Raw genomic sequence first — 22,267 nt, 5'->3', positions numbered from 1 at the left:
TCTTCTAAACCAACATCATCAGTATCGAAAAACCAGTTAATCCTGCGATAAACGCGACAAAACTGCTTTCCTGATTCTCTGGAAGTTCTTCTTTTAGGACATTTAATATGATACCTCCAGCTAACAAAGCAACTAATATAGATTCGATCAGTACATGAACTACGGTGATAGCTCCGACTGCCCAACCAATTAAAATCGCAACTGTAAGCAACACTCTTCCATACTTGTCATATTTTTGTTTGTGATCCTTTCTCAGGCCATGATCATTAGCGACAAAGTGAATGCTCAATGCCAAAAAGAAGAAAAACATTCCCCATTTCGTCTCGTACTCTTCTCTTATGAGCAAGTAGCCAATAACCGCATTGTAAAGGAAGAACGATGTCACATGTATCCAGAATACACCTGAAGAAACAGCAACTTCTTCAGAGTTTGACTGTGCATCTTTTTTCTTTTTTGAATTCTTGACTAACCGCTCTAGTCCATAAAAAAGTACCAAACCGAGCATCGCAATTAAATAAATATGGTCCTCTACGTAGTGCCCAATCCCTTTTTTAAGCGATTCCCCTACCTTTTGTTGATAGTGGTTCAAATCAGGGAGCAAATGTAGAAAAACATAAGCAACAGCTACGCCGCCTGAAAAAGATAAAAATTTACTTCGTGGAGAGTCTTTTATAAAACTTAAGTACTTAGAGCTTAAATGGACAAGTGCAAACCCGATTACAAATATGAAACTAAGAACTGTTTTTGTCATCTACAAACTCCTCTCCCACTATCAAATAAGTACACTCAACTAGTATGTATCGATCTCCTCTTTTAATAAACCACGACATCCACTTTAAAGAAAAATAGTTAATTCTCTCAGTGTACGCGTCTATACTTGTCCACTGCTTCCTTCATATACTATTAAATCGGATAAGTGAAGGATGTGATTTTGTATGAAAATAACAAAAGAGTTATTTGTGTTCGATGGAGAAATGGCTCTATTCTTGGCAGTGATGTCTTACAAAGCCTATATCGTTCACGAACTTAGCACGATTGAATTACCGAAGCATTACGAGATGAAACGTGCAATCGTCTCAGATTCAGGAGAAACATTTGGATTTATTGCTGAATCTGAGGATTCACTCGTTGTGGCTTTTCGGGGAACAAAGACCATGGATAATGTAAGCTCATACCTAGATGTTTCACAAATCCCATATATCTATGTTACGGATAGCGGGTTAACTCATCGAGGAATCACAAAAATTTATAGTACATTTCGAGATGCTCTCTTAGCGGATATCAACCAGCTATATACAGGTGATAAACAGCTACTCGTGACAGGTCATAGCCTTGGTGGCAGTCTAGCTGCATTATTCACACTAGATGCGGCAGTTAACACAAATTTTATAAACCCTATTCTCTATAGTTTTGCTAGTTTGCCGATCGCTAATGAAGATTTTACTAAAAAATTCTATGAAGAAGTGATAAACAGTATTCGAGTTGTAAATGTGCACGATGCCATCTCAAATTGCATGACTCCTCTCTTTTTTAAGAACAAGCCTCTTTTAAACCTCCCTATTGGACAGGAATATCAACTGAATTTTAAGAACAGAAAATATATCCAAAATCATAGAATCCTCTGTTATATTCATTTTTTAAGCAAGCAATATCCAATTGAATACAAAAAACTTTGCAATAAATATCCGGGCTTCTTTCCTGAATCCACGATTTGTGAGTGATTGACAATATCCGTTTAACAAAATGTTAAATGGGTTTATTTTTATGTAAGGATCGTTTCTTAACCAATCCATTTCTTTACCCGTTAACTCTGCATTGAAACGCTTATATAACGAGTTAGTAGTTTTGTAACATGAATTGTCATATTTCCCTACTTTAGAGGGACATGTACTGCTGCAAAAAAATAGAGAATGCGCTTCATGTCTAAATCATCCTTTATTGATAATATATAGAAATCATGAAGGGAAGGGTGTTTTACAATGAGAAACCTACTAAGTAAGCTGGTACTCTTTTTTGTGGCATTGGCGTTTTTGTTCGTTCCGACTAAAGTTCAAGCGCATGGACTATTAACTGAAGGAAGTCAGGGCTATGAGGTCTCCATCCTACAAGAAAAACTAAAAGCACTTGGTTTATTCTATGGACCTGTTACTGGATATTATGGTCCTATTACTGAACGAGCAGTTGCTAACTTTCAATATGAGACGAATCTTTCATCCGATGGCGTTGCTGGTCCTGCTACCTTTTTAATGCTACAAGATGTAGAACAAATGGCACGTGTTGTTCATGGTGAGGCACGTGGTGAATCCTACATAGGCAAAGTTTCTGTAGCCGCTGTTATATTAAATCGTTTAGAAGATCCTGCATTCCCGAGTCATGTAAGTGATGTTATTCATCAGACAAACGCATTTACAGCCGTTCATGATGGGCAATATCACTTAAAGCCGTCCAGCTATGCATATCGTGCAGTGCTTGACGCAATGAAAGGCTGGGATCCGACTTACGGATCTGTTTATTACTACAACCCTGAACTTGCAACGGATACCTGGATATTTTCAAGAGCTTCGGTTACGAAGATCGGCAATCACCTTTTTGCAAAATAAATTTGTGAGAACCTGTTTGTTGTGGTGATGATGTCGTTTTGTGGAAAGTTGTTAAAATTATTTTATCCCTGAAATTATGCTAGTTATCCGCGAAATTATTGCTGATTACCGTGAATATAATCTGAATTACCGTGAAATTATTTTTCCTGTTTCTTCTGAACGAGCAATCTGTATATATTGTCCTGCCTAGCTTTACACATATACAAAAAGGTATGCCCTTAATCCAAAGGCACACCTTTTTTCTATCATTTATTATTGAAATGTTTTACTTACGTGCATGAATTCACGGTAACCAGAGCGTGTCAGGTGGTATGTTTCATCTAATAATCCATCTCTAATTAAGGAATTTAGCGTTTCTTCAGGAATAACATCAATCACTTGATCCATACGCTGATTTAAGTCTTCAAGAGACGCATTCTTGAGGGTGACTGGATTCATCATGCGAACAATTCCTTCGATCCGTGAATCTCTTTTTTGGAAAAATTGCGGAGTTTTCTTGAACACATTTTGAATACGATCTTTAAACTGATTCAATTCTTGTTTTGTGTTAAAGCTTTCCGTTTCTTTTTCTCTGATTTTCTCGTTAAAGTATGTCATTTCTTCGTTGCTTAACTGTGCACGTGTAAAGAGCTCGTTGTAGATCTGTGTTTTATCCATCTCAATCTTGGCTAGCTCTTCTTCTTTTATTCGCTGTGTTTCCCAGATTTCTTCTTCATCTATTACTTCTTCTTTTCCTTCTTGTTCTTTTTCATCTTCTTCAATTACTTCATCTTTTTCTACTTCAGAAACAGGAGCTTCAATCTTTTCTTCCTTTTCCTCGAACAGCTCTAATTGCTCTTGTTCAGGCTCATCAGCTACTGCAGCAGCTGCCGGAGATGTTTCATAAGTCTGAACAGCCCTCTCTTTGGACGTGAAAGACTCAATCATCTTCTCTAACTTGCTGACCTTGTTAAAATAGATGAGAGAGATCGTTATAGCGAACAACGAACTAAATACGGAAATAAAATCTGAAAAGCGGAATACGAATGGTGCCGTGGCTATTTTATAAAAGATCAATAAAGCAAAAGCACCGATGATAATAATCTTTAACCAGCTTTCACGATTCTTAAATTCTGCTGATTGTTCATTGTTTTTATTAGTTTTATTTGATAAATTCTTTAATCGTTTCATATTCTTACCTCTTTCATAGAGATTGTCGTGCAGCTTTTTATTTTAAACGAAATATGTAAAAGTGGAAAGGAAAAGGAACATTTCATCATGTAACTATCATGTGCGTAACATACATTTTAAAGTTTTAGGACATATGTCCTTCCCAACATATCCTCTCTTATTCTTTAATGGTTATAGAATTTTGTATTGGGAAGTGATGAAATGAAAGGAATAATGTTTGCTTTTTTTGCCGGCGCCTTTATTACTCTGCAAGGTGTAGCGAACGCACGGATCAGCCAGGATATTGGCTCATGGCAGGCAGCCACGATTACTCAATTGACTGGTTTTGTCGCAGCCGTCTTAATTGTTTTGATCGTAAAAGATCAAAAATGGAAAGAATTTAAGAAAGTACGACCCATTTATTTAACGGGAGGATCATTTGCTGCAGTCGTCATCTATGGAAATATTTATGGAATCCACTCTATAGGTGTGACATTAACGATCGCGGTAATCTTGATCTCACAGCTAGCGATCACGTTCTTAATCGATGGCAAAGGCTGGTTTGGTGTATTGAAGAAAGAGATGAAGCTTCCACAATTTATTGGAATCGCGATGATGATCGCGGGAGTTGTCATCTTGAAATTTTAAGGAAGAATGAGATGAGGTGTTTGAAAATTGAGAGAAATTCACGATCCTGAGCTGCTTCAGAATTATTTGCAGACTTTTGAAATCAAACCTATTTTAAATGATGAGCTTCTACCTTATCTAACATTATACCGCTATGATCATGGTGAATTAATCTGTACACAAGGTGATCCTTACAACCACCTTTATTTGTTAGTAAAAGGAAAACTGAAGATTTTCAACACCTCACCTGAAGGAAGAACACTCATTCTTTCATTTAAAACACCTCTAGATGTTGTAGGTGATATTGAGTACGTTCAAGGAACTGATTTTATCAATACGGTTGAAGCCGTTTCTGAAGTGCATATGATCGCTATTCATCACCGCTGGTTGAAAAAATACGGCAGCGATCATACTCCGCTCTTAAAATTTCTGTTGAACGTGATCACCAAGAAGTTTTATGTAAAATCAAGTTCTCTAAGCTTTAATCTTCTGTATCCGGTCGAAGTTCGTTTTGCGAGCTATCTTTTGTCGGTTTGTTTTGACGAATCCGACGCTTTATATAGCGGTAAGTTGAGCACGAGTCATCTTATAGATGCCGCTAACTTGATCGGAACGAGCTATCGCCACTTGAACCGAGTCATTCAACACCTTTCTAAAGATGGCCTTGTGGAACGGCATAAAGGGTTCATTGAAGTGAAGAATCGAGAAGGCTTAAGTGAACTAGCTAATCACCGGAATATATACGAAAAATAAAGGAGCGTGCAACATGCTTATCGGTTTACTCTTTGCAATTCTCGCAGGCATACTTGTTGGTCTGCAAAATATTTTTAATACCCGAGTCAATGACCATGCAGGAACTTGGTCGACTACAGCTCTTGTGTTAGGTTTAGGGTTTCTTGCTTCTATGACACTAGGTGTTGTTTTTGAAGGAAAAGAATTGTTCGTACTGAAGAACATGGAGACATGGTTTTGGTTCAGCGGATTAATTGGTGTCGGGGTTGTTGTTTGTTTAGTACAAGGTACACGACTGCTCGGTCCAACATTTGCGATATCGATCGTCCTGACGTCACAGCTAGGTTCTGCACTCATGTGGGATTCACTCGGTTTGTTCGGTCTCGAAAAAATACCGTTTACCTCTCAGCAGTTATTAGGGGTGCTCGTCATTATCGGTGGCGTTATCGTGTTTAAGTTTGGTGGAAGTCGCGCTGAACAACGTAAAGTCACAAAGGTGGTTAAGCATACGCTAAAACAAAGTGCATCTGTCGAGAGATGATTCACGTTTTCTAACGTGGTCATCTTTTTTTATGCGTCTCTATTACTGTTACGGTACGTGATATTATATTTATTACATGTTCGCCGTTTAAGTGGTGTTTTTCACCTGTAACACATTAATGATCACCTACAAGTGCCCAAGTTCCACCTGCAACAAAGTGATTGACACCTGAGTTTCAATCACTTTCTCCGCTAAAGCTTCTTCACCATAAAAAAAACGCCCACTTGAAGTGGACGTTTTCACATTCTTTTGAAATTTATTCGTAACTTTTTGCTCCGATATAGCTTTCTGACCAATAAGAGCTATTAAGTTCAGAAGTTGTTACGCCTTTTGAAGAAGAAGCATGTACGAACTGGTCGTTCCCGATATATACTCCAGCATGACTCGGCCCGTCACCTTCTAGATCAAAGAATACGATGTCACCTACTGCTGGTGAATCAACCTTTGTTCCTTCTGCATAAATATCATCCACTGTACGAGGTAACTCAACATTTTCTGCTTCATTAAAGATATATTGTAAGTATCCGCTGCAATCAAAACCATCTGGTGACGCTCCACCCCATTGATAAGCTATTCCTTCGTACTTTTTAGCTACATCAACAATTGAAGAATCACTTTCTGAAGTATCGATTCCTAACGCTTTAAATGTTTCATCACCTGCGATGCCATCCACTGTGATACCTTTATCTGCTTGGAATTTTTTTACCGCATCTGTCGTATAGTCACCGTAATAATCCGTTGTTTTGCTATATGAAAAATATCCTTTTTTATCTAACGTTTGTTGGAGGTCTTGTACGTCTGAATGCTGCGTCTCAGGTTTCAGCGTTTGATCTCCAAGAGCGGCTTCACCCACTATCGGATTGAACGCCACGACACCTGCTATTGCTAATCCTGCTGCTGCTTTTTTCAAAGTAACATCCCCTTTTCTTATTTAATCTGACCTGTCTCATACTAACAGGCAGAGATGACAAAGACATTGTGAGGGAGTTACAGCGGTTTAACAATTTTCTGCAGAATGTATGAGAAATTACACATTGTAATATTTGAAAAGGTAATGAAAATATGAGTTAGATATGGAGTAGTACCATACGTAACTAGACTATAAACGGCACAAACATCATCCAAATAAATTTTTGGGGAATGTGGACAAATAGAAGGAAAGATTAGCTGTATTCTGTATAGAGTATATAAAGGGCAAAAAAGGGTAAGGAGGCATCTATTTGGAGTTCCCGTTCATTCTTACTAACTTTTGGGATGCATTGATTGCTATACCCGCCATCATTATCATGATTGAAATCCTCAAGATCTTCTTTCCTTACATCTCTGCTTGGATACCAACGATCGCCTGCATGCTAGGCTTAATCATATCTGTTTTAATTGCACACCCACATAGTCTTTGGACTGGAATCGTAATGGGAATCATCTATGGAGTAGCTGCGGTTGGATCATACTCAGGTTTCGTGTTTGTCATTTACAACTATCGAGATAAGCGGCCAAACAATCCGTATAAATAGTTGATTGCTTAGAAAAGTTCGTTTACGTTTAGTACATAACTTAACGAACTTTTTTATCATGAGGAGATTGAAATGAACAGAAAAACAGCCATTGTTACAGGCACTTCTAGCGGGTTTGGTATGTATTGTGCAATTGAACTTGCAAAGGCCGGTTTTAATGTAGTGAGTACGATGCGAAATGTCGGTCGTGCGGAAGCTTTATTAAAGTTGGCAGACGAAAACAAGGTAAGTGACCAAATTTTTCTTCATGCTCTGGACGTAACATCAACAGATTCTATCCAAACATTTAAAGGCTTTATCAAAGAGCTTCCTAACATTGATGTTTTAGTAAATAATGCGGGGTTTGCACTTGGCGGTTTTTCAGAAGAACTATCAATCAATGAATATCGTCTGCAGTTTGAGACAAATGTATTTGGCGTTATGGCAGTTACCCAATCCGTCCTTCCCTTCATGCGTAAAAACAACCGAGGACGCATCATTAATATGAGCAGCATCTCTGGAAAGTTTGGGTTTCCTGGTCTATCACCTTATACGGCATCTAAGCACGCGTTGGAAGGATACAGCGAAAGTTTGCGTTTGGAACTGCGACCGTTCGGAATAGATGTCGTTCTTATAGAACCTGGATCTTATCAAACAAACATTTGGTCTTCGATCGACAACTTGACTATCGATTCTCAGTCTCCTTATTCCTTTTATATGGATGCACTCCTGAAAAACATGGAAAGCAGCAAGGCAGCTCATGGGAACCCTATTGATGTCGCAAAACTTGTGACTAAACTTGCTATCTCTACAAAAACTCCTAAACTCCGTTATCCAATTGGCAAAGGAGTGAGTTTAACGTTACGGCTAAAAAGCATCCTGCCATGGAAGATACTAGAATGGTTAATTACAATAAGATTAGTAGGAAACAAAAAGAGGTAGTCACCCGAGACTGCCTTTTTATGATGTTCGATCATGATTGCTCTTAAAATGAGCATTAAATTGGCCACGAAGCATCTCTTTAAGCAAACTCTTTTCTGACTGTTTTTCTTTCCCCTTTTTCATCTCAGTTCTAATTTCATGTGTTTGTACTCCGTCTTCTCGTTTATTTGCAATCTCAACCAGCTTCTCAATATCCGAAAACGAATATTTCCGCGTCCCTTTTTCAGTACGTTCTGGGAAGATCAATTTTCTTTCTTCGTAATACCGTATCTGTCTGAATGACAATCCTGTTAACTCACTTACAATACCTATTGAAATAACCTTCTTATCTTTATATGGTGTATTTTCAAAAGACATAGTGTAGCCACTCCTTCGCCCTACCCCCTCTTTTTACTATATCTCAATGAAACTTTCTTTCAACAAAGCTGTTAGATTATCTTACTTACGTTTTCATTTCCTTCAAGCCTTAACAGGTGTGACAAAAATTTTTAAACACTAATTGAAACTAAAAGATTATTAACGCGTAATAACTTGTGCATTCAGTAATCTTAAGGAGCCTTCGATGAAGAAGATACTCGTGCTGATTGAATTAATCATTTTGTTAGCAGGCTGTATGGATGATTCAAAACTGCGCACAGATTTTATTGCACTTCAAGAAGCAGATTCAGAGGTACAGTCTTTCTTCGAGACTGCTAAAAAGCAAAATGGCATCCATCTGTTTCAAGATCAAGACGAAAGAATCTACCTAATGCTAAATGGAGTAAACATCTTACAAGATCAACCCGCGATCACATTCTTTAATCTTAAGGTAAAAGAAGACGGTGCCACACTTAAAGTCTTTTATGAAGAAGAGACGATTGCTGATTATGAAGATAAGAACATAGAAAACCAACTATTGTATGAGGTAGAATTAAACAAAGCCTATGAAACCATTCAATTATACAAAAACGGTAAATCTTCAAACTTTGAAATGGTCTCAGGAAACACAGATTAAACATTATTGGGGGAACAGAACATGAATAACCACGAGATTGATTATAAAATTTACGGCGATGATATGCAGTTCGTCGAAGTAGAGTTAGATCCAAAAGAAACGGTAATCGCTGAAGCTGGTGCATTAATGATGATGGAAGACGGCATCGAAATGGAAACCATCTTTGGGGACGGTTCAGGTTCATCAGGCGGAAGCGGTTTAATGGGTAAACTTTTTAATGCCGGTAAGCGCGTTCTGACAGGCGAGAGTCTGTTTATGACAACATTTACGAATGAAGAGCGCGGAAAGAAACACGTTTCATTCGCTTCACCTTACCCTGGAAAAATCATTCCAATGGACTTAAGTGAGCTTGGTGGTAAAGTGATCTGCCAAAAAGATGCATTTTTAGCGGCTGCGAAAGGTGTAACAGTCGGCATAGAATTTCAACGTAAAATTGGAGCAGGTTTCTTCGGTGGTGAAGGTTTTATCATGCAGAAGCTTGAAGGCGATGGGATGGCTTTCGTCCATGCCGGTGGAACCATTCATAAAAGAGAATTGGCACCTGGAGAAGTGTTGCGTGTAGATACAGGATGCTTGGTTGCGATGACAAGCGGTGTCGATTATAATATCGAGATGGTAAAAGGCGTGAAAACAGCGCTTTTTGGTGGTGAGGGCTTGTTCTTTGCCACATTAAGAGGACCGGGAACGGTTTGGATTCAATCTCTTCCATTCAGCCGCTTAGCAAGTCGTGTCTTTGCTGCAGCTCCTCATAGAGGCGGATCTAGCGATGAAGGCAGCATTGCTAAAGGCGTGTTCGGCATGTTGAATGGAGATTGATTGAGAAGATGAGCGTTAAACAGATGTAATAGTTACAAATAAAGAGCAGAATCATCTTCAGTAGATGGTCTCTGCTCTTTTTATTGTTTGATTCGCTTTGCAAAAACGACCAACCGTTTCTCATGTTCATTGTTTTTCCTGTTATATACACCTGTACATGTTATGAGGTTCAACCTAGGCTGCTGACTAGGTCCAAAAATCACACGTAAAGGTGCTTCGTCTTTTTTATAGGAAACAACCTTTTCCACTTGAAAAGAAACTTTTTCATTTTCTTTTCCATAAACGTGAATGAGATCACCAGCTTTCAAGTTCTTTAAATAAAAAAATACAGCAGGTCCCGTATAATCATCCACATGGCCAGCTATAACCGCATTTCCATTCGCACCCGGCTTAGCACCCAGTTCATACCAACCAACATCTTCCCCGTTATCTGGTACTTCCATCTGTCCGTCTTTGTTTAGTCCCTGTCCGTTTACAGAAGCGCTAACTTTTAAAGCTGGAATCTCTATTTTTGTTGGAACAATACCTATAGATTCAGCCTCATCTGGCCGATCTTTTTTTGTATCCTCGTTATTCATTTTCATCATAGACTCGGTTTGTTGGGCTGCTTTTGTATTTGTTTCCCCTCGTTCTTCTTGTGATGAAACTAGAATCTCGTTCTGCCTATACTCTTGTTTCTCATCACTTTCAGAGTTATATCCTGCTGAGCAACTGCTCAGCAGGAATATGGTTGTAAATAAGATTATTTGTTTCTTCATCATTATTGAGCTGTACGTTTGCGATATAGGACAAACGCTACTGCTCCAAATCCAGCCACTGCTGCGATGATTCCTGCTGTATAGTTTGATGATGACTCATCAGATGCTCCACCCATTCCTGTTTTAGGCATTTCTGATGGCATCACCATTGAGTCTTGTAGAACTAATACTTCAAGTTTATCAGCAGTATTAATTGCGTACACGCTGTATACCATATTTGCTTCAAGCTTTGTTCCTGAGAGGTCAAGCACTTGTGTACCGTCTGAAGTACGGATCTCTAGATCATACGTATTTGGATCTAATTCTTTATAATCTGTGAATGCTTTGAATGAAGCTCCACTAAACAAAGCATCACCACCAATTAAACCAACATCCACTGTTGGCGCATCAGGAGAAAGATGCCCGATACGTACTTTTGCTTTTCCTTCAGTTGCTTGCATGGAGTCTTCTGCTACTACCAACTCAACCATTTCTAACATGTTTGCCGCAGCTACCGTATAAGCTTTACCTGCCTCTACCGTTAAGCTTTGTGAAATGACTGCATTATCTTTTGTTCCTGCTGCAAAGACTTCAACTTTATGTTCGCCAGCTGGCAATGGCATGTAATCAGTTGCTGCCTTGAATTCAGCCCCTTCAACTACTAGTTTTCCATCTACGTAGACATCAACTGCAGGTGCATCAGGCGAAGCATGTACAATACGAACCATCGCATCATTAGACTCAGCGAAAACCCCCGATGCCATCAAAGCAAACATCATGATTGCAGCTAGTGCAGACCCAAAAAACTTTTTCATTTCATCTCTCCTCACAAATGGTATACAAACAAATGCACAATAAATGTAATATGTTTGTATAATCTATGTACCACTTAAACTTTAAACTTAAACCATATTTATTAAATATTTACAATTTATTATTTAAATTATTATTTTAGTCACCAAAAAAAGTTATCTCCTTCACGAAGGAGACAACTTTTAATTTATACTGTATTGAATTTTTATCAGCTTTATTTAATGGTATAAGAGAATGTCATTGACGAAAATGCTGTAAAACCGTTCCTTTGCCACACTCTACCTTAACTTCGGCATAAGCCCCGTTCACAAAAGTAATCTGAGGCGGTACATGTCCACAATCCACATCATAGATGATTGGAATATTCAGCTCCCGAGACGTTTCTTCATATACGTCTTCCACTGTGTAATCATTAACTGGCTCATTTCCAGGACTTCGGCCAAACATAATACCAGAACAATTTTCAAACCAGCCCGCTAGCTTCATTTGAACCAGAGATCTCCTTAGATCAGTAGTGTTCATTTCACAGTTTTCTAAGTACCATAAAATGGGTTCACCATTAATCATCTGTTTATGAAAATGTGCGACATCGCCATAAGGTGTTCCAATTAGATGACGAATCGTATCAATACAGCCGCCAAGCAGACGCCCAGAAATCTTTTCATTCTTACCTGAAACCGTCTTCCACTCTGTATATTCAGTGAGATGAAACACGTATGGTGTTGGTGCGTCGTGTAGCCACTCTTTTTGATATTTATCAGAAGACTTCTGAAGAACACTATCACTTTCTCTTGTTGAGAGTACCTTTTCCCACATCGCTGTGGTTTCATCAAAGTACTCACCTCTTAAATCGACAAAATTTGTGCCATGTGCTGTGGCGATTCCTGTTTTCAAAGTGATGGGAAGGAGAAGCGTACTTGTGTCTGAATAACCTAAAATCCACTTATTCGGCAAATTCGTGAAATCAACATGTTCTAACATTTCGATTAATAGCTCTCCACCCCAAGGAGGGATGATTACATCTATCTTTGGGTCTCTTACCATCTCATTAAATTCAACAGCTCGTGTTTTTGCTGGTGCAGACTTCGCCTTATTTTGCGTCCATACCGTATCACCACAAGTTACTTCATAGCCTCTATTCTCCATTCGCAGACAGGCTTGCTTGAACATGTCATGAAGAGCCGATTGTACACCTGATGAAGGGGCAGTTACTCCGATTGATGCTTTTTCTTTTAATAATGGATATCTAATCATCTGAAATCATCCTACTTTTTGTATTTTTCTGTGTCCACTAAACTTCCACAAAGTAAGTAAGAGTTCCTTCAACCTTTCGCAATTAGAGGTGATTCCACCTTGATGATAACTTTACCTTTCGCTCTCCCTGTTTCCACGTATTCAATTGCTTTCTGTGCATCGTCAAATGAAAAGACTTTATCAATCACAGGTACGATATCTTCTTTTTCTACCAAATGAGCAATCCTTCTTAACTGTTCTCCACTCGGCTTCATAAATAGGAAATGGTAGCGGACGTTGTGTCTCTTTTCAAGCATCGTTAACTTTCTGCTCACGATAGAAAAAATCACTTTTTTGAATAAACCCATGTTGTTTTGTTCTGCAAATTCTTTATTCGGAACGGCAGAAACTGAAACAATCTTTCCACCTGGTCTCAACACTTCGAATGATTTTTCTAAAGAAGGTCCACCTAACGTATCAAAAACAGCGTCATAACCTTTAAGGACTTTCTCAAAAGCTTGTTCTTTGTAATTGATGATCTCGTCAGCTCCCAAAGACTTTACAAGATCGTATCCTTTTTCACTAGCTGTAGTGGCTACGTATGCCCCCATGGCTTTTGCAAGCTGTATCGCAAATGTACCAACCCCACCCGCACCAGCGTGGATTAAAATTTTTTGTCCTTCTTTCAATTGAATTACATCATGAAAGGCTTGCCAAGTGGTCAGGCCAACTAGCGGCAGAGAAGCACTCTCAATCAAAGAAATGTTACTTGGTGCGATTGCTACATCATCTTCGTGTACCGAAATAAATTCGGCGAATGTTCCAATTCGATCTTTTCTTGGCCTTCCATACACTTTGTCTCCCGGTTGAAACGTAGAAACTTTACTCCCTACCTGCTCGACGGTTCCTGAAAAATCATTACCGAGAATTAGTGGCATGTCATAAGATAACAGCATTTTTACTTTTCCATCTCTAATCTTAAAATCAATTGGATTAATACTTGCGGCATGTATTCTGACTAAAAGATCCTGATCACCCATTTCAGGTTTGTGCATTTCTGTTTCTTGTAATGCTACGTCCTTGCCGTAACGATCGATTGTGATTGCTTTCATTCTTTACATTAAACCTCCATCATGCAGCCCATTTCATTCTGATTTTACTATTATGTACAACGAACAAGCTACTCAAAAGGAACAGCTATCATATTCATATATCGAACAAACTGTTTAGTGGAAGGAGGAAACAAACTTATGAATAATAATCCGATGAACAATCACCCATATTATCATCAACATCAGCATTCCATAGATGAATCACACTATTTAGAACGCCAAACGGAAGAAGATGAAGCAGGTCCATTTTCTCCACCGCCACAACAATTTGCCCAAAGCCAAATACCACAACCTTTTTTCACTCAAACATTCCAACCTCCTCAAATTCGTGCCCGGTTGTGCAGCTGTTTAGGAAATTGGGGACTCATAGGGCTTCGTCGCCCAGGTCAGTTTGGTCGTGATTTTTGGTTCTTCCCTGTAGCAATTCGCCAAAACAGCGTTACCGGCTATATTTGGATAGGCGGCCGCAGACAACGTGTACGATACCAATTTTCCCAGATTCGAAACTTCGTATGTTTTGGTTGATCGTGCAAACAAGATATACATTCTGAGTATAAAAGAAAAAGCCGCTCCCTCGGGAACGGCTTTCTTTGTTCACATTTCTTATAATAGATCACCAAGGATATCATCAAGAATTCCTTCGTCATCATTTTCATCGTCTTCCCAGTGGTCGTTGTCATTACGATCCAAAATGTTGTCCAGATCTAAGCTAGCATCTAAGTTTAAATCTAAAGAAGCGCTGTCTTCCTCACTCCAGCCATTCTCTTCTGCCCAAGCTTGAATTTCACTCTCTGTCATTCCTTTTGCTTCTGCCCAAGCTTGAAGATCGGACATCTCCCAATGATTTGCTTCTGCCCAAGCTGTAAATTCAGCTGAAGTTACGGTTTCATTATTTTCAATCGCAGCATTGAGCTTCGCGCTAAGATCTACAGTGGTGTTGTCATCTTGAGCAAAGGATGCAGTACCTCCACCTAATAGCAATCCCAAAGCTAGTCCTGTACTCGCAAATTTCTTCATCATGATTCATCACACTCCTGTAATTTTTTTGTCTTGCACTAAGCTAACGAAGTGGATGTCGAATCAGATCATTTTTTGTATCAATATGAGTCAAAAGACTTATGACCCTTCAAATATTTAGGTGTTAATGCTTTAAAGAGAAGCGAGTGATTAAAATTAGCAGAATTAAATCATTTTACCTGCTTGATCGTTCCGTTTCTTTTGTACAACCATTGAAATTATTCCTATAATCACTGAGATCCCGATACTAACGTATAGCCCTGGCCGGATTGTTTCTTCAAACCAAGTTCCTGTTACGGCTAAAGAAATTAATAGGATAGCAAAAATCGAAATCATCTTCACCCATAAGGATTGCTGCAACATCTTCATCGAAGACATAATGATAAACAACCAGTTGAATAGAAGTAAAATCCCAGCTGCGGTTGTAATGTATTCATAGATCTTCCCTGGGAGAAGTAGGGCTGTGATAATACTTGCTAAAAGTCCTCCTGCTCCTAAACCCATTGCAGGAAGCGGCAGTTTTTTAAATTTTATGGTTTTCGCAAACAATTTTGGAGCATCTCCATCTTCTGCAAGCGTCCTTAATAAGTTGGTCACTCCAAATAGAGCTGCCGCCATCGCTGAAAACCCTGCTACGATGATGGCTCCATTAAATACATGAGGGAAAAAAACTAGATGATACCTTTCCATCGCCGTAACAAACGGACTTTCTTTATGATCAAATGTTTCTATAGCGACAGTAGACACGGCAAGTCCAATCGAAAGGACATAGATAATGGTAAGGCTAAAAAGCATGATCGTTCCCGCTTTTGAAGCATCTTCTGTCTTTTTCAATTGCATCGCCATCATGCCGATCACTTCAATTCCTCCAAATGCATAGAACGCATAGATTAGAGAGGACCAAAATCCTTTTAACCCACCTGTAAAATAACCGTTGTACGTACTTGGTATATCCAGATTATAGCTTTTACCGTCCACAAAACCGATTAATCCTGCGATCGCCAAAATTATAAACATCACGATAGCTGCCACTTTTATGACTGCCAGTAAATTTTCAACTTGATCGAATTTCTTCGTACCTGCTAAAACAACAATAATGGCTAACACCGCGTAGAATGCTGCAAAGATCCAAAGCGGAACATGTGGCCACCAAAATTGAGAAAGGATCGAAAGCGCAGTAAGCTGGCTCCCCATGATCAATATGCTCGAGACCCAATAATTCCAGCCACAACTAAAACCCGCCCATCTTCCATAAGCATGAGTGGCATAGTAACAAAACGAGCCTTTTTGAGGATCCGCTGCTGTCATTTTGGCTAACAACTGAAACACGATGTAAGTTCCTATAGCTGCCAATATAAATGAAAAAACAATTGAAGGGCCGGTAAGTTGGATCCCAATTGTGGATCCCAAAAAATAACCTGTCCCAATTGTACATCCTACTCCAACAAGAGAGAGCTGCCACCAAGCCATATCCTTTGCTTCTGATTGATCAAGATTTGGTTGAACCGGTCCATTACAACTAGATTTCTTCACAATAATACCCTCCTGCTTTACAAGTATTATTGTTTTACTTAAACGTTTGAATATTCATTGGCGTAAGAAAAAAACAGCATTAGAAAAATTCCAAAGCTGCTTGTTTACGATAATAAAAACGATATACCTTTATACCCAAAATAAAATCCAAATCCGATCAGTGATAATCCTGATAATTTTGAAATTCCATGTAAAATGCGATCAGCCAGCATTTTCCGGAAACTGCTGGATACAACAGCCATCGCGAAATCCCATAAGAGAATGCCTGAAAATATGGCCATACTATAGAGAAGTAAACTTTCCAGCGAATACTTCGTTGCAGTTTCTGCGAGTATAGAACCGTATATTCCTAACCAAAATAAGATGGTAAGAGGATTGGTAAGAGACATTAGAAAACCAGCCAGAAAGCTCCTGCTGTTATGTACGGTGTAATCTTGCTGACTGCTCTTTCTTTCCATTGAAGCTTTTTTGAATGTCTCGATTCCAGTGTAAAGGAGAACAAAGCTGCCAAAGAGCCAGAGAAAAGTTTTGATGAACGGAGTATTGATATAGCTAACAAGCCCCATGTACACCATGAGCATATAGAGTGCATCTGCAACGGTTGCACCTAACCCGACCATCCAAGCTTGCCAAAATCCATATTTGATTCCGCGGTCCATCTGTGCAGCGTTTACCGGACCAATGGGAGCCGCCAGAGATAGACCTAGCAGTACATATTTAAAAAATATAATCATTGAAGACCTCCACGTATAAGATGGACAACTCATGCTTGTCTTAAATCTTATTCGGAGGGAATTCTAAACAGACCTAAAATCAAATAGTGAATGGGAGATCATAGAAATGGATCATCAAATAAGTCCAAAAATTCAAGAAGCACTAGATCATGTAAAACGTGCGGATGAAGCTATGATAGAAGCTCAAGCAAACCAAACGCCCTCTTGTTTTCAAACAGCAAAATTAAGGCTCGAAACTGCTCAGCAATCCATACATGACGCAGGTGAAGGAATGTCAGATGAAGAAAAGAAACACATTCATCATGCCAAAGAATATTTGAGACATCTTCATGAAACGCAAGCTGCACTGCAGGAAACAAGGTACGATTAACGTACGAATCCCTCATGAAAAAATCATGAGGGATCTTTATGTCAGGCAAATAAATTTCGAATAAACCCTGCTTGGTTGACCGTTTCTGTTCGAACATCAACATTTAGTTTACGAATGTTATCACAATAAATATGAAGTCGTTTTGCTTTCTCTGCGTTTAGATAAGAGGCGTAGTTGTCCAGCTTATCTACTTCGCGAAGTACATCTTCCTTTGTGTCTGCTTTCTCGATCCTGCTGCAACAAGAGCTGATCTGGTCATAAACAGACATGCTAGCCACCTCCTTTATGTTTTGTTTACTAATTCCCTTCTCCAATTTTTTAAAACTGAGACCTATGAACTGTTAAGTGATTTCACAATAATTTCCATAGTTTCTTTATTAGACTTAGCCTTTAGTATTTTAGAAGGGGGCACAACAATTTGGAAGAATTTCTATGTACAACAAGCGCACAATATCCTAAATCTTCTACTTCACTAGAAGAATGTGTAATCTGTAAAAGAAGAAAAGCAATACATTTATCCTAAGAGTCAAGAGTGGACAACATTAGATGATATGTTTTGCTCTGGTAATTACAGAAATAATATTGTGAGCGAACAACCTAGCCTTTATTTTAATAATAATCGCTTCGCTTAAAGGTGAATGGTTCGTTACATAAAAAAAGGGAGAATCTCTCTCCCCTTTTTAAGTAGTAATCAAGAAATTACTGGTGGCAATGTTCGTCCAGTTTCTAGCATTGTTTTCAAGTTGCTCAAGATCGCTGGCCAGCCGTTGTTAAATCCTACGAACGTATCTTCATCCTCTACAAGATCTGCATCCTTCAAATTCTCATGACGCAGTGTCAATCGCACTGTACCGTTCATCTCCTTTAGCAGAAATGTCGCAATGGTTGGCTCTTGTCGCTCTTCTTCATCCCACTTATTGATCCAAGTAAAGGAAAGCCTCTTTTCTGGCTCACACGTTAAGATTTCTCCCCAATCAGTAACCTTACTGCCCCGTGAATACGTAATCTGTGAACCTTCTTTCCATTCTGAATCCACTCGACTGCCGAAAAAGTATTGTTCTGTTAGATCTCCATTAGTCAGAGCCTCCCACACTTTCTTAGTAGAAGTCTCTATGTAAGTAACATATACAAACTTCAGATTTTCCACATTCTCGCCCCCTTAATGAACACCTTTTTTAGAATCCCAGTTCCCTTTTGATTTTCTGATCTCTATGATCTGCCCGATATGATAGGCATTATGGATGTTTACATTAGCAAGCACAGAATACCAAGGATCGTGACGGTCTTCATGAGCAGAAATCTCAAAAAAACGATCATCTGCTTCTTTTATTACCGAGGCCCAATCCGTTAGTATAGCAAACAATTGATTTTTAGTTGTTTCCCAGTCCTGACTGTTTTCGTTCTCAAACGTCTCATCATTGCTTTCAATCTTTTGCTGAGGCGAATTTCCTTTAAACCTCTGTAAGTAGCGTTCGTTCCAGAAAATCAAGTGGTTGACGATCTCCCATATGGAGTTGCTATCTCCTGTTTTTTCTCTTGCTTGTTCAGCTGTAAGTCCTTCAAGTGCCCGATCAATGGGGACAAACCAGTTTGGTTCATTATGGTTGGCTGCCATTTGATTCAAAAAAATTGTTTTTTGATGCATAAAAAAACCTCCTTGTGCAGAACTGTTTACGAACATACATTCTGCACAAGGAGGTTAATTTCCTTTTTATTAACTTCAAATATTTTGCTTCACTTCTAATTCTGTTAACAGTACCCGACGACCTTCTTTACTCGAAATTGCCGCCGCTTGATTTATGGCGGTTAAATTTACGATGTCATCTCTTGAAATCGTCGATTTTGTACCTTTTTCAATGGCATCAACCCATTGCTCCATATTTGAAGAAATCGGATTCGGCAGCTCTGGGTTTACCCAATCCTCTGTGTTAAGGTGCTTACTTTTAATCCTTACCTCTTGTCCTTCTACCATGATTGTACCTTCCGTGCCATAAAGTTCGAGTTGTTGCGGACTTCCATAAGATAGGAAACCCGTCTCGATCATACCCATAGCACCTGATTCATACTCCACCATAACGACAGCGTTATCATCTACGCCTAATTTGAATAATTCATTCAGTTTACCGATTACTGCTTTTACGTTCCCGCCTAAACGATTCGTTAAATAGATCGGGTGTGCCCCAAGATCGATCAGCGCACCTCCACCACACTCTTCTTTATTATAAAAGTGCGGTGGAAGCCACCCCTTTGGATTTTCTTCCGAAGGTACAGATCCGTTATGTGCAACACGGCATCTGATGTATGTAAGATTCCCAAGGAGTCCTTTGTTTACTGCTTGTTGCGCATAGAGGTAAAAGCTTTCTGTAAGCCTTGGTAGATTGACCATGAGTTGTACGTTATTTCTATCTACGGCCTCTAAAATTTCTTCGCACTCTTTTACTGTAAAAGCGAGGACTTTTTCAGTGAAAATGTGTTTTCCATGGTTCGCAGCAGCAATAATGATCTCTTTATGACGGTTGGTAGCTGTAGTAACAATTACACCGTGGATGTTCGAATCATCTAGCACATTCTGTAGGTCCGCTTCAAACGATACCCCCAATTCTTCCGCCCACTGGGTACCCCGCTCTTTGTTTTCATCCCATACTGTTTTTATTGTGATCGATTCATTCTCCAATGCTTCTCGTGCATAATCGACAGCATGCACGTGCCATTTACTGAGTAGAGCTACATTCATTACCTTCACCACTCCTCAAGCTAGATTTACATTCATTATACATAACGAGAATTAAAAGTTTTATATTTTTGGTTATACGTCAAAGCTAGTAGAATCTTCTTGCAGAATAGGAGCATGTAAAGTGGAAGAGTTTCCGGTCGTCCATACAAATTTTTGGGATGCTATTATCGCGGTTCCAATCATCATTCTAGTGTTAATTATTTTGAAGGTCTTGTTTCCTAAACTCCGTACATGGCTAAATTCTATCGCTAATGTCTTAGGGTTATTCATATCAATAGTTTTTGCTCATCCAGGAAATCTATGGGCAGGGATATTCATGGGTGTGTTTTATGGCAATGCAGCAATCGGGGTTTATTTCTCATACCTTATTTCAATTGAAGCTTTTCGGAATCGAAATCCTGAAAAGCCTTATCGATAGGAACCGCTATACTAATTTAGTTGTTGTGCCGGTAATATCCAGTCGATTTTGAAGTTCATTGACAAACTCGGAAGAATTATCCATATAGAGCAATACCTTATTTGTTTTTTGTTTTTGTCCGAAGTAACCTCGTGCATCTACAGGCTGTTTTAATATAATTTCGTATTTCAATTCGTCACTTATTCCAAATATTATAGTTAGAATTCTAGGAAAAGCGGTAGCATGGAATACTCTCTTTTCGTTGATGATACTTCCACTTTTGTTGTATTTTATTGAGGCAGGCTGTATATAGTCAATCTGGCTTAAATCGAAATATAGAGATCGTCTAGCACCAATTTTCATCACTACTTTATCTTTGGTGATACGAAATGGGGTATTTCTCAATAAGTTATAATCACCCAACATGTAAATTACACTGTAAATATGTAAAACTAGCATAATAAGAGCTATATCAGGCTCTTCTTTTTTTAGGTAAATATGAAACACGATCATCTCAATGATCTGCTCGTGGATTAATGCAAGAAATAGATAAAAATAGTTGGAGTTTTTATGAAAGAGGTAACTATCATTCTGAATCATCATACGTTTTTTGGTTCTCCATTTAAAGAAGGCATGATATAAAATGTTCCACTCCTTTTTGAAGAGTAATAATATTGGGTTCTGATCTATTTTTCCTTTCTTATACAATAGAAATAAGTAAACAAATAAACTCTCAAATAAAATAGTGATTATGACAATTGAGATTAATAGTTGGCGATCCAAACAAACCCCTTCCTTCCTTTACCTATACTTCAATTTAATTGTAAAGGAATGGGGATTTAATAATAGGAAAAATAAGGATTTTCATACTTTCGTAACAATCTTATGGCAAATTCGTTAACTTACCTCGTATTGGGAGGAATTAAGATTGAACTTGCTACTTATAATCACACTTTATGTAACATTAAGAACGAAAAAAATGCCGCACTCGAAGAGCAATATCTTCATCTAGTGACGGCAAAAAGTTATGAGTCAAATCGTTTTATAGTACAAGATGGTTGTGTCTAATCCACCTTTTTCATTCTTAGCGAAAAAAGGTATTCGCCCAGCCTCTTGAAAACCAAACGACTGATATAGTAGATTTGACGGATCCCCTTCCCTTGTATCTAAGACAAGCAGTGACCGTCCAATTTCTTTTGCTCTTTGTTCTGCGTGAAGCAGCAGTTTTCGCCCGATTCCTTTTTGTCTGAACGCTGGGTGTGTCATCAGCTTCGCTACCTCTGCACGATGAGTGCCGTTTGGTTTTTTGCACAAGTGAAGCTGAATAGTGGCTGCGATCGCACCATCTATTTTTGCAACCCAAAACATGATGTCAGGACTCACACAGCTTTTCCAAAAATCATCAGCTTCTTGTTTTTTTAGCGGAGGCAAGAATCCGATGGAAGCTCCTTCTTGTACTACTTTTATTAATAGATCAGAAAGCTCGTCTGTACATTCGTCAACATTCCGTATCTCAACAATTTCCATTCCCTTTGCCCCTTCATCACATTGCTTTTCATTTATTTTAATACTCCTTTTCATGGAAAAGAAGGGGGATTTGTCGAAAATCGGATAAAAAATTTTATACGTGAAATTATGAGAGTTATCCGTGAAATTATTAACGCTATCCGTGAATATATGAGAAGTTACCGTG

General features: G+C 38.7%; 29 protein-coding genes. 12 read left to right on the top strand and 17 right to left on the bottom strand.

Annotated elements, in window-relative coordinates; translation table 11 throughout:
• Positions 1-4 precede the first annotated feature (4 nt).
• Positions 5-751: a ZIP family metal transporter gene (locus tag IHV09_RS02820; protein WP_197127234.1), complete on the bottom strand. Its 747-nt coding sequence runs from the start codon at positions 749-751 to the stop codon at positions 5-7.
• Positions 752-935: 184 nt separating this feature from the next.
• Here IHV09_RS02820 and IHV09_RS02815 point away from each other — a divergent pair, with 184 nt between their 5' ends.
• Both IHV09_RS02815 and IHV09_RS02810 read left to right on the top strand, forming a co-directional pair.
• Positions 936-1,721 carry a lipase family protein gene (locus IHV09_RS02815; RefSeq protein WP_197127233.1) on the top strand — a complete coding sequence of 262 codons (786 nt, stop codon included), beginning with the start codon at positions 936-938 and terminating at the stop codon, positions 1,719-1,721.
• A gap of 258 nt (positions 1,722-1,979) precedes the next feature.
• Entirely contained in the window at positions 1,980-2,600 is a 621-nt protein-coding gene (locus IHV09_RS02810; protein WP_197127232.1) for a cell wall hydrolase, read from the top strand.
• A 252-nt stretch (positions 2,601-2,852) separates the two neighbouring features.
• On the opposite strand, the gene IHV09_RS02805 is transcribed toward IHV09_RS02810, so the two are convergent.
• Positions 2,853-3,770 carry a hypothetical protein gene (locus tag IHV09_RS02805; protein ID WP_197127231.1) on the bottom strand — a complete coding sequence of 306 codons (918 nt, stop codon included), beginning with the start codon at positions 3,768-3,770 and terminating at the stop codon, positions 2,853-2,855.
• A gap of 201 nt (positions 3,771-3,971) precedes the next feature.
• On the opposite strand from IHV09_RS02805, the gene IHV09_RS02800 reads away from it, so the two are divergent.
• Genes IHV09_RS02800 through IHV09_RS02790 form a run of 3 tightly spaced genes read left to right on the top strand, consistent with a single transcriptional unit; the run spans position 3,972 to position 5,649 of the window.
• Positions 3,972-4,397, top strand: a complete 426-nt coding sequence (locus tag IHV09_RS02800) for a DMT family transporter (protein ID WP_197127230.1) — start codon at positions 3,972-3,974, stop codon at positions 4,395-4,397.
• 27 nt (positions 4,398-4,424) lie between these two features.
• Positions 4,425-5,129 (top strand): Crp/Fnr family transcriptional regulator, encoded by a 705-nt coding sequence (locus IHV09_RS02795; protein WP_197190559.1) that lies wholly within the window; start codon positions 4,425-4,427, stop codon positions 5,127-5,129.
• A 13-nt stretch (positions 5,130-5,142) separates the two neighbouring features.
• Positions 5,143-5,649, top strand: coding sequence for a DMT family transporter (locus tag IHV09_RS02790; RefSeq protein ID WP_197127228.1), 507 nt, complete (start codon positions 5,143-5,145; stop codon positions 5,647-5,649).
• 256 nt (positions 5,650-5,905) lie between these two features.
• Here the strand turns inward: IHV09_RS02790 and IHV09_RS02785 are convergent, their stop codons facing one another.
• Positions 5,906-6,559, bottom strand: a complete 654-nt coding sequence (locus IHV09_RS02785) for a C40 family peptidase (RefSeq protein ID WP_197263560.1) — start codon at positions 6,557-6,559, stop codon at positions 5,906-5,908.
• 310 nt (positions 6,560-6,869) lie between these two features.
• On the opposite strand from IHV09_RS02785, the gene IHV09_RS02780 reads away from it, so the two are divergent.
• Positions 6,870-7,163, top strand: a complete 294-nt coding sequence (locus IHV09_RS02780; protein ID WP_197127226.1) for a hypothetical protein — start codon at positions 6,870-6,872, stop codon at positions 7,161-7,163.
• A 72-nt stretch (positions 7,164-7,235) separates the two neighbouring features.
• Positions 7,236-8,084: an SDR family oxidoreductase gene (locus IHV09_RS02775; protein WP_197263559.1), complete on the top strand. Its 849-nt coding sequence runs from the start codon at positions 7,236-7,238 to the stop codon at positions 8,082-8,084.
• Positions 8,085-8,102: 18 nt separating this feature from the next.
• On the opposite strand, the gene IHV09_RS02770 is transcribed toward IHV09_RS02775, so the two are convergent.
• Positions 8,103-8,441 carry a MerR family transcriptional regulator gene (locus tag IHV09_RS02770; RefSeq protein ID WP_197190563.1) on the bottom strand — a complete coding sequence of 113 codons (339 nt, stop codon included), beginning with the start codon at positions 8,439-8,441 and terminating at the stop codon, positions 8,103-8,105.
• A gap of 205 nt (positions 8,442-8,646) precedes the next feature.
• Between IHV09_RS02770 and IHV09_RS02765 the strand changes: the two genes are divergently transcribed.
• Both IHV09_RS02765 and IHV09_RS02760 read left to right on the top strand, forming a co-directional pair.
• Positions 8,647-9,078 (top strand): hypothetical protein, encoded by a 432-nt coding sequence (locus IHV09_RS02765; RefSeq protein ID WP_197190564.1) that lies wholly within the window; start codon positions 8,647-8,649, stop codon positions 9,076-9,078.
• A 21-nt stretch (positions 9,079-9,099) separates the two neighbouring features.
• A complete protein-coding gene (locus IHV09_RS02760) occupies positions 9,100-9,894 on the top strand; it encodes a TIGR00266 family protein (protein WP_197190565.1) in 795 nt (264 codons plus the stop codon).
• Positions 9,895-9,974: 80 nt separating this feature from the next.
• Here IHV09_RS02760 and IHV09_RS02755 read toward each other — a convergent pair whose 3' ends face one another.
• From IHV09_RS02755 to IHV09_RS02740, 4 genes are all read right to left on the bottom strand, one after another.
• Entirely contained in the window at positions 9,975-10,652 is a 678-nt protein-coding gene (locus IHV09_RS02755) for a class F sortase (RefSeq protein WP_197263558.1), read from the bottom strand.
• A gap of 2 nt (positions 10,653-10,654) precedes the next feature.
• The gene (locus tag IHV09_RS02750) at positions 10,655-11,446 is read right to left on the bottom strand and encodes a DUF4397 domain-containing protein (RefSeq protein WP_197190567.1); all 792 of its coding nucleotides are present in this window, start codon (positions 11,444-11,446) and stop codon (positions 10,655-10,657) included.
• Positions 11,447-11,681: 235 nt separating this feature from the next.
• Positions 11,682-12,698, bottom strand: a complete 1,017-nt coding sequence (locus tag IHV09_RS02745; protein WP_197263557.1) for a S66 family peptidase — start codon at positions 12,696-12,698, stop codon at positions 11,682-11,684.
• 68 nt (positions 12,699-12,766) lie between these two features.
• Positions 12,767-13,789, bottom strand: coding sequence for an NADP-dependent oxidoreductase (locus IHV09_RS02740; protein WP_197263556.1), 1,023 nt, complete (start codon positions 13,787-13,789; stop codon positions 12,767-12,769).
• 138 nt (positions 13,790-13,927) lie between these two features.
• On the opposite strand from IHV09_RS02740, the gene IHV09_RS22315 reads away from it, so the two are divergent.
• Positions 13,928-14,314 carry a hypothetical protein gene (locus IHV09_RS22315; RefSeq protein ID WP_231618110.1) on the top strand — a complete coding sequence of 129 codons (387 nt, stop codon included), beginning with the start codon at positions 13,928-13,930 and terminating at the stop codon, positions 14,312-14,314.
• A 78-nt stretch (positions 14,315-14,392) separates the two neighbouring features.
• Here IHV09_RS22315 and IHV09_RS02730 read toward each other — a convergent pair whose 3' ends face one another.
• The 3 genes from IHV09_RS02730 to IHV09_RS02720 form a co-directional block, all read right to left on the bottom strand.
• Positions 14,393-14,809 (bottom strand): hypothetical protein, encoded by a 417-nt coding sequence (locus IHV09_RS02730; RefSeq protein WP_197190570.1) that lies wholly within the window; start codon positions 14,807-14,809, stop codon positions 14,393-14,395.
• Between the two features lie 162 nt (positions 14,810-14,971).
• A complete protein-coding gene (locus tag IHV09_RS02725; protein WP_197264124.1) occupies positions 14,972-16,276 on the bottom strand; it encodes an amino acid permease in 1,305 nt (434 codons plus the stop codon).
• Positions 16,277-16,443: 167 nt separating this feature from the next.
• On the bottom strand, positions 16,444-17,073 hold the full coding sequence (locus IHV09_RS02720) for a LysE family transporter (protein ID WP_197263555.1): 630 nt from the start codon (positions 17,071-17,073) through the stop codon (positions 16,444-16,446).
• A 106-nt stretch (positions 17,074-17,179) separates the two neighbouring features.
• Between IHV09_RS02720 and IHV09_RS02715 the strand changes: the two genes are divergently transcribed.
• Positions 17,180-17,443, top strand: coding sequence for a hypothetical protein (locus tag IHV09_RS02715; RefSeq protein ID WP_197127215.1), 264 nt, complete (start codon positions 17,180-17,182; stop codon positions 17,441-17,443).
• Between the two features lie 41 nt (positions 17,444-17,484).
• Here the strand turns inward: IHV09_RS02715 and IHV09_RS02710 are convergent, their stop codons facing one another.
• From IHV09_RS02710 to IHV09_RS02695, 4 genes are all read right to left on the bottom strand, one after another.
• The gene (locus tag IHV09_RS02710) at positions 17,485-17,712 is read right to left on the bottom strand and encodes a hypothetical protein (protein WP_197127214.1); all 228 of its coding nucleotides are present in this window, start codon (positions 17,710-17,712) and stop codon (positions 17,485-17,487) included.
• A gap of 422 nt (positions 17,713-18,134) precedes the next feature.
• On the bottom strand, positions 18,135-18,590 hold the full coding sequence (locus IHV09_RS02705; protein WP_197190571.1) for an SRPBCC family protein: 456 nt from the start codon (positions 18,588-18,590) through the stop codon (positions 18,135-18,137).
• A 12-nt stretch (positions 18,591-18,602) separates the two neighbouring features.
• Positions 18,603-19,088: a DinB family protein gene (locus tag IHV09_RS02700; protein ID WP_197190572.1), complete on the bottom strand. Its 486-nt coding sequence runs from the start codon at positions 19,086-19,088 to the stop codon at positions 18,603-18,605.
• A 75-nt stretch (positions 19,089-19,163) separates the two neighbouring features.
• On the bottom strand, positions 19,164-20,177 hold the full coding sequence (locus IHV09_RS02695) for a Gfo/Idh/MocA family protein (protein ID WP_197263554.1): 1,014 nt from the start codon (positions 20,175-20,177) through the stop codon (positions 19,164-19,166).
• Positions 20,178-20,298: 121 nt separating this feature from the next.
• Between IHV09_RS02695 and IHV09_RS02690 the strand changes: the two genes are divergently transcribed.
• Entirely contained in the window at positions 20,299-20,595 is a 297-nt protein-coding gene (locus IHV09_RS02690) for a hypothetical protein (RefSeq protein WP_197190574.1), read from the top strand.
• Positions 20,596-20,601: 6 nt separating this feature from the next.
• Here the strand turns inward: IHV09_RS02690 and IHV09_RS02685 are convergent, their stop codons facing one another.
• Together IHV09_RS02685 and IHV09_RS02680 are read right to left on the bottom strand one after the other, a co-directional pair.
• A complete protein-coding gene (locus IHV09_RS02685; protein ID WP_197263553.1) occupies positions 20,602-21,357 on the bottom strand; it encodes a hypothetical protein in 756 nt (251 codons plus the stop codon).
• A gap of 249 nt (positions 21,358-21,606) precedes the next feature.
• Positions 21,607-22,101 (bottom strand): GNAT family N-acetyltransferase, encoded by a 495-nt coding sequence (locus tag IHV09_RS02680; protein ID WP_197127208.1) that lies wholly within the window; start codon positions 22,099-22,101, stop codon positions 21,607-21,609.
• Positions 22,102-22,267: the final 166 nt, after the last annotated feature.

It is taken from the genome of Fictibacillus sp. 23RED33 (genome assembly GCF_015903925.1).
In the GTDB taxonomy this organism is placed as follows: domain Bacteria; phylum Bacillota; class Bacilli; order Bacillales; family Fictibacillaceae; genus Fictibacillus; species Fictibacillus phosphorivorans.
This window is presented reverse-complemented; position numbering and strand designations above follow the sequence as displayed.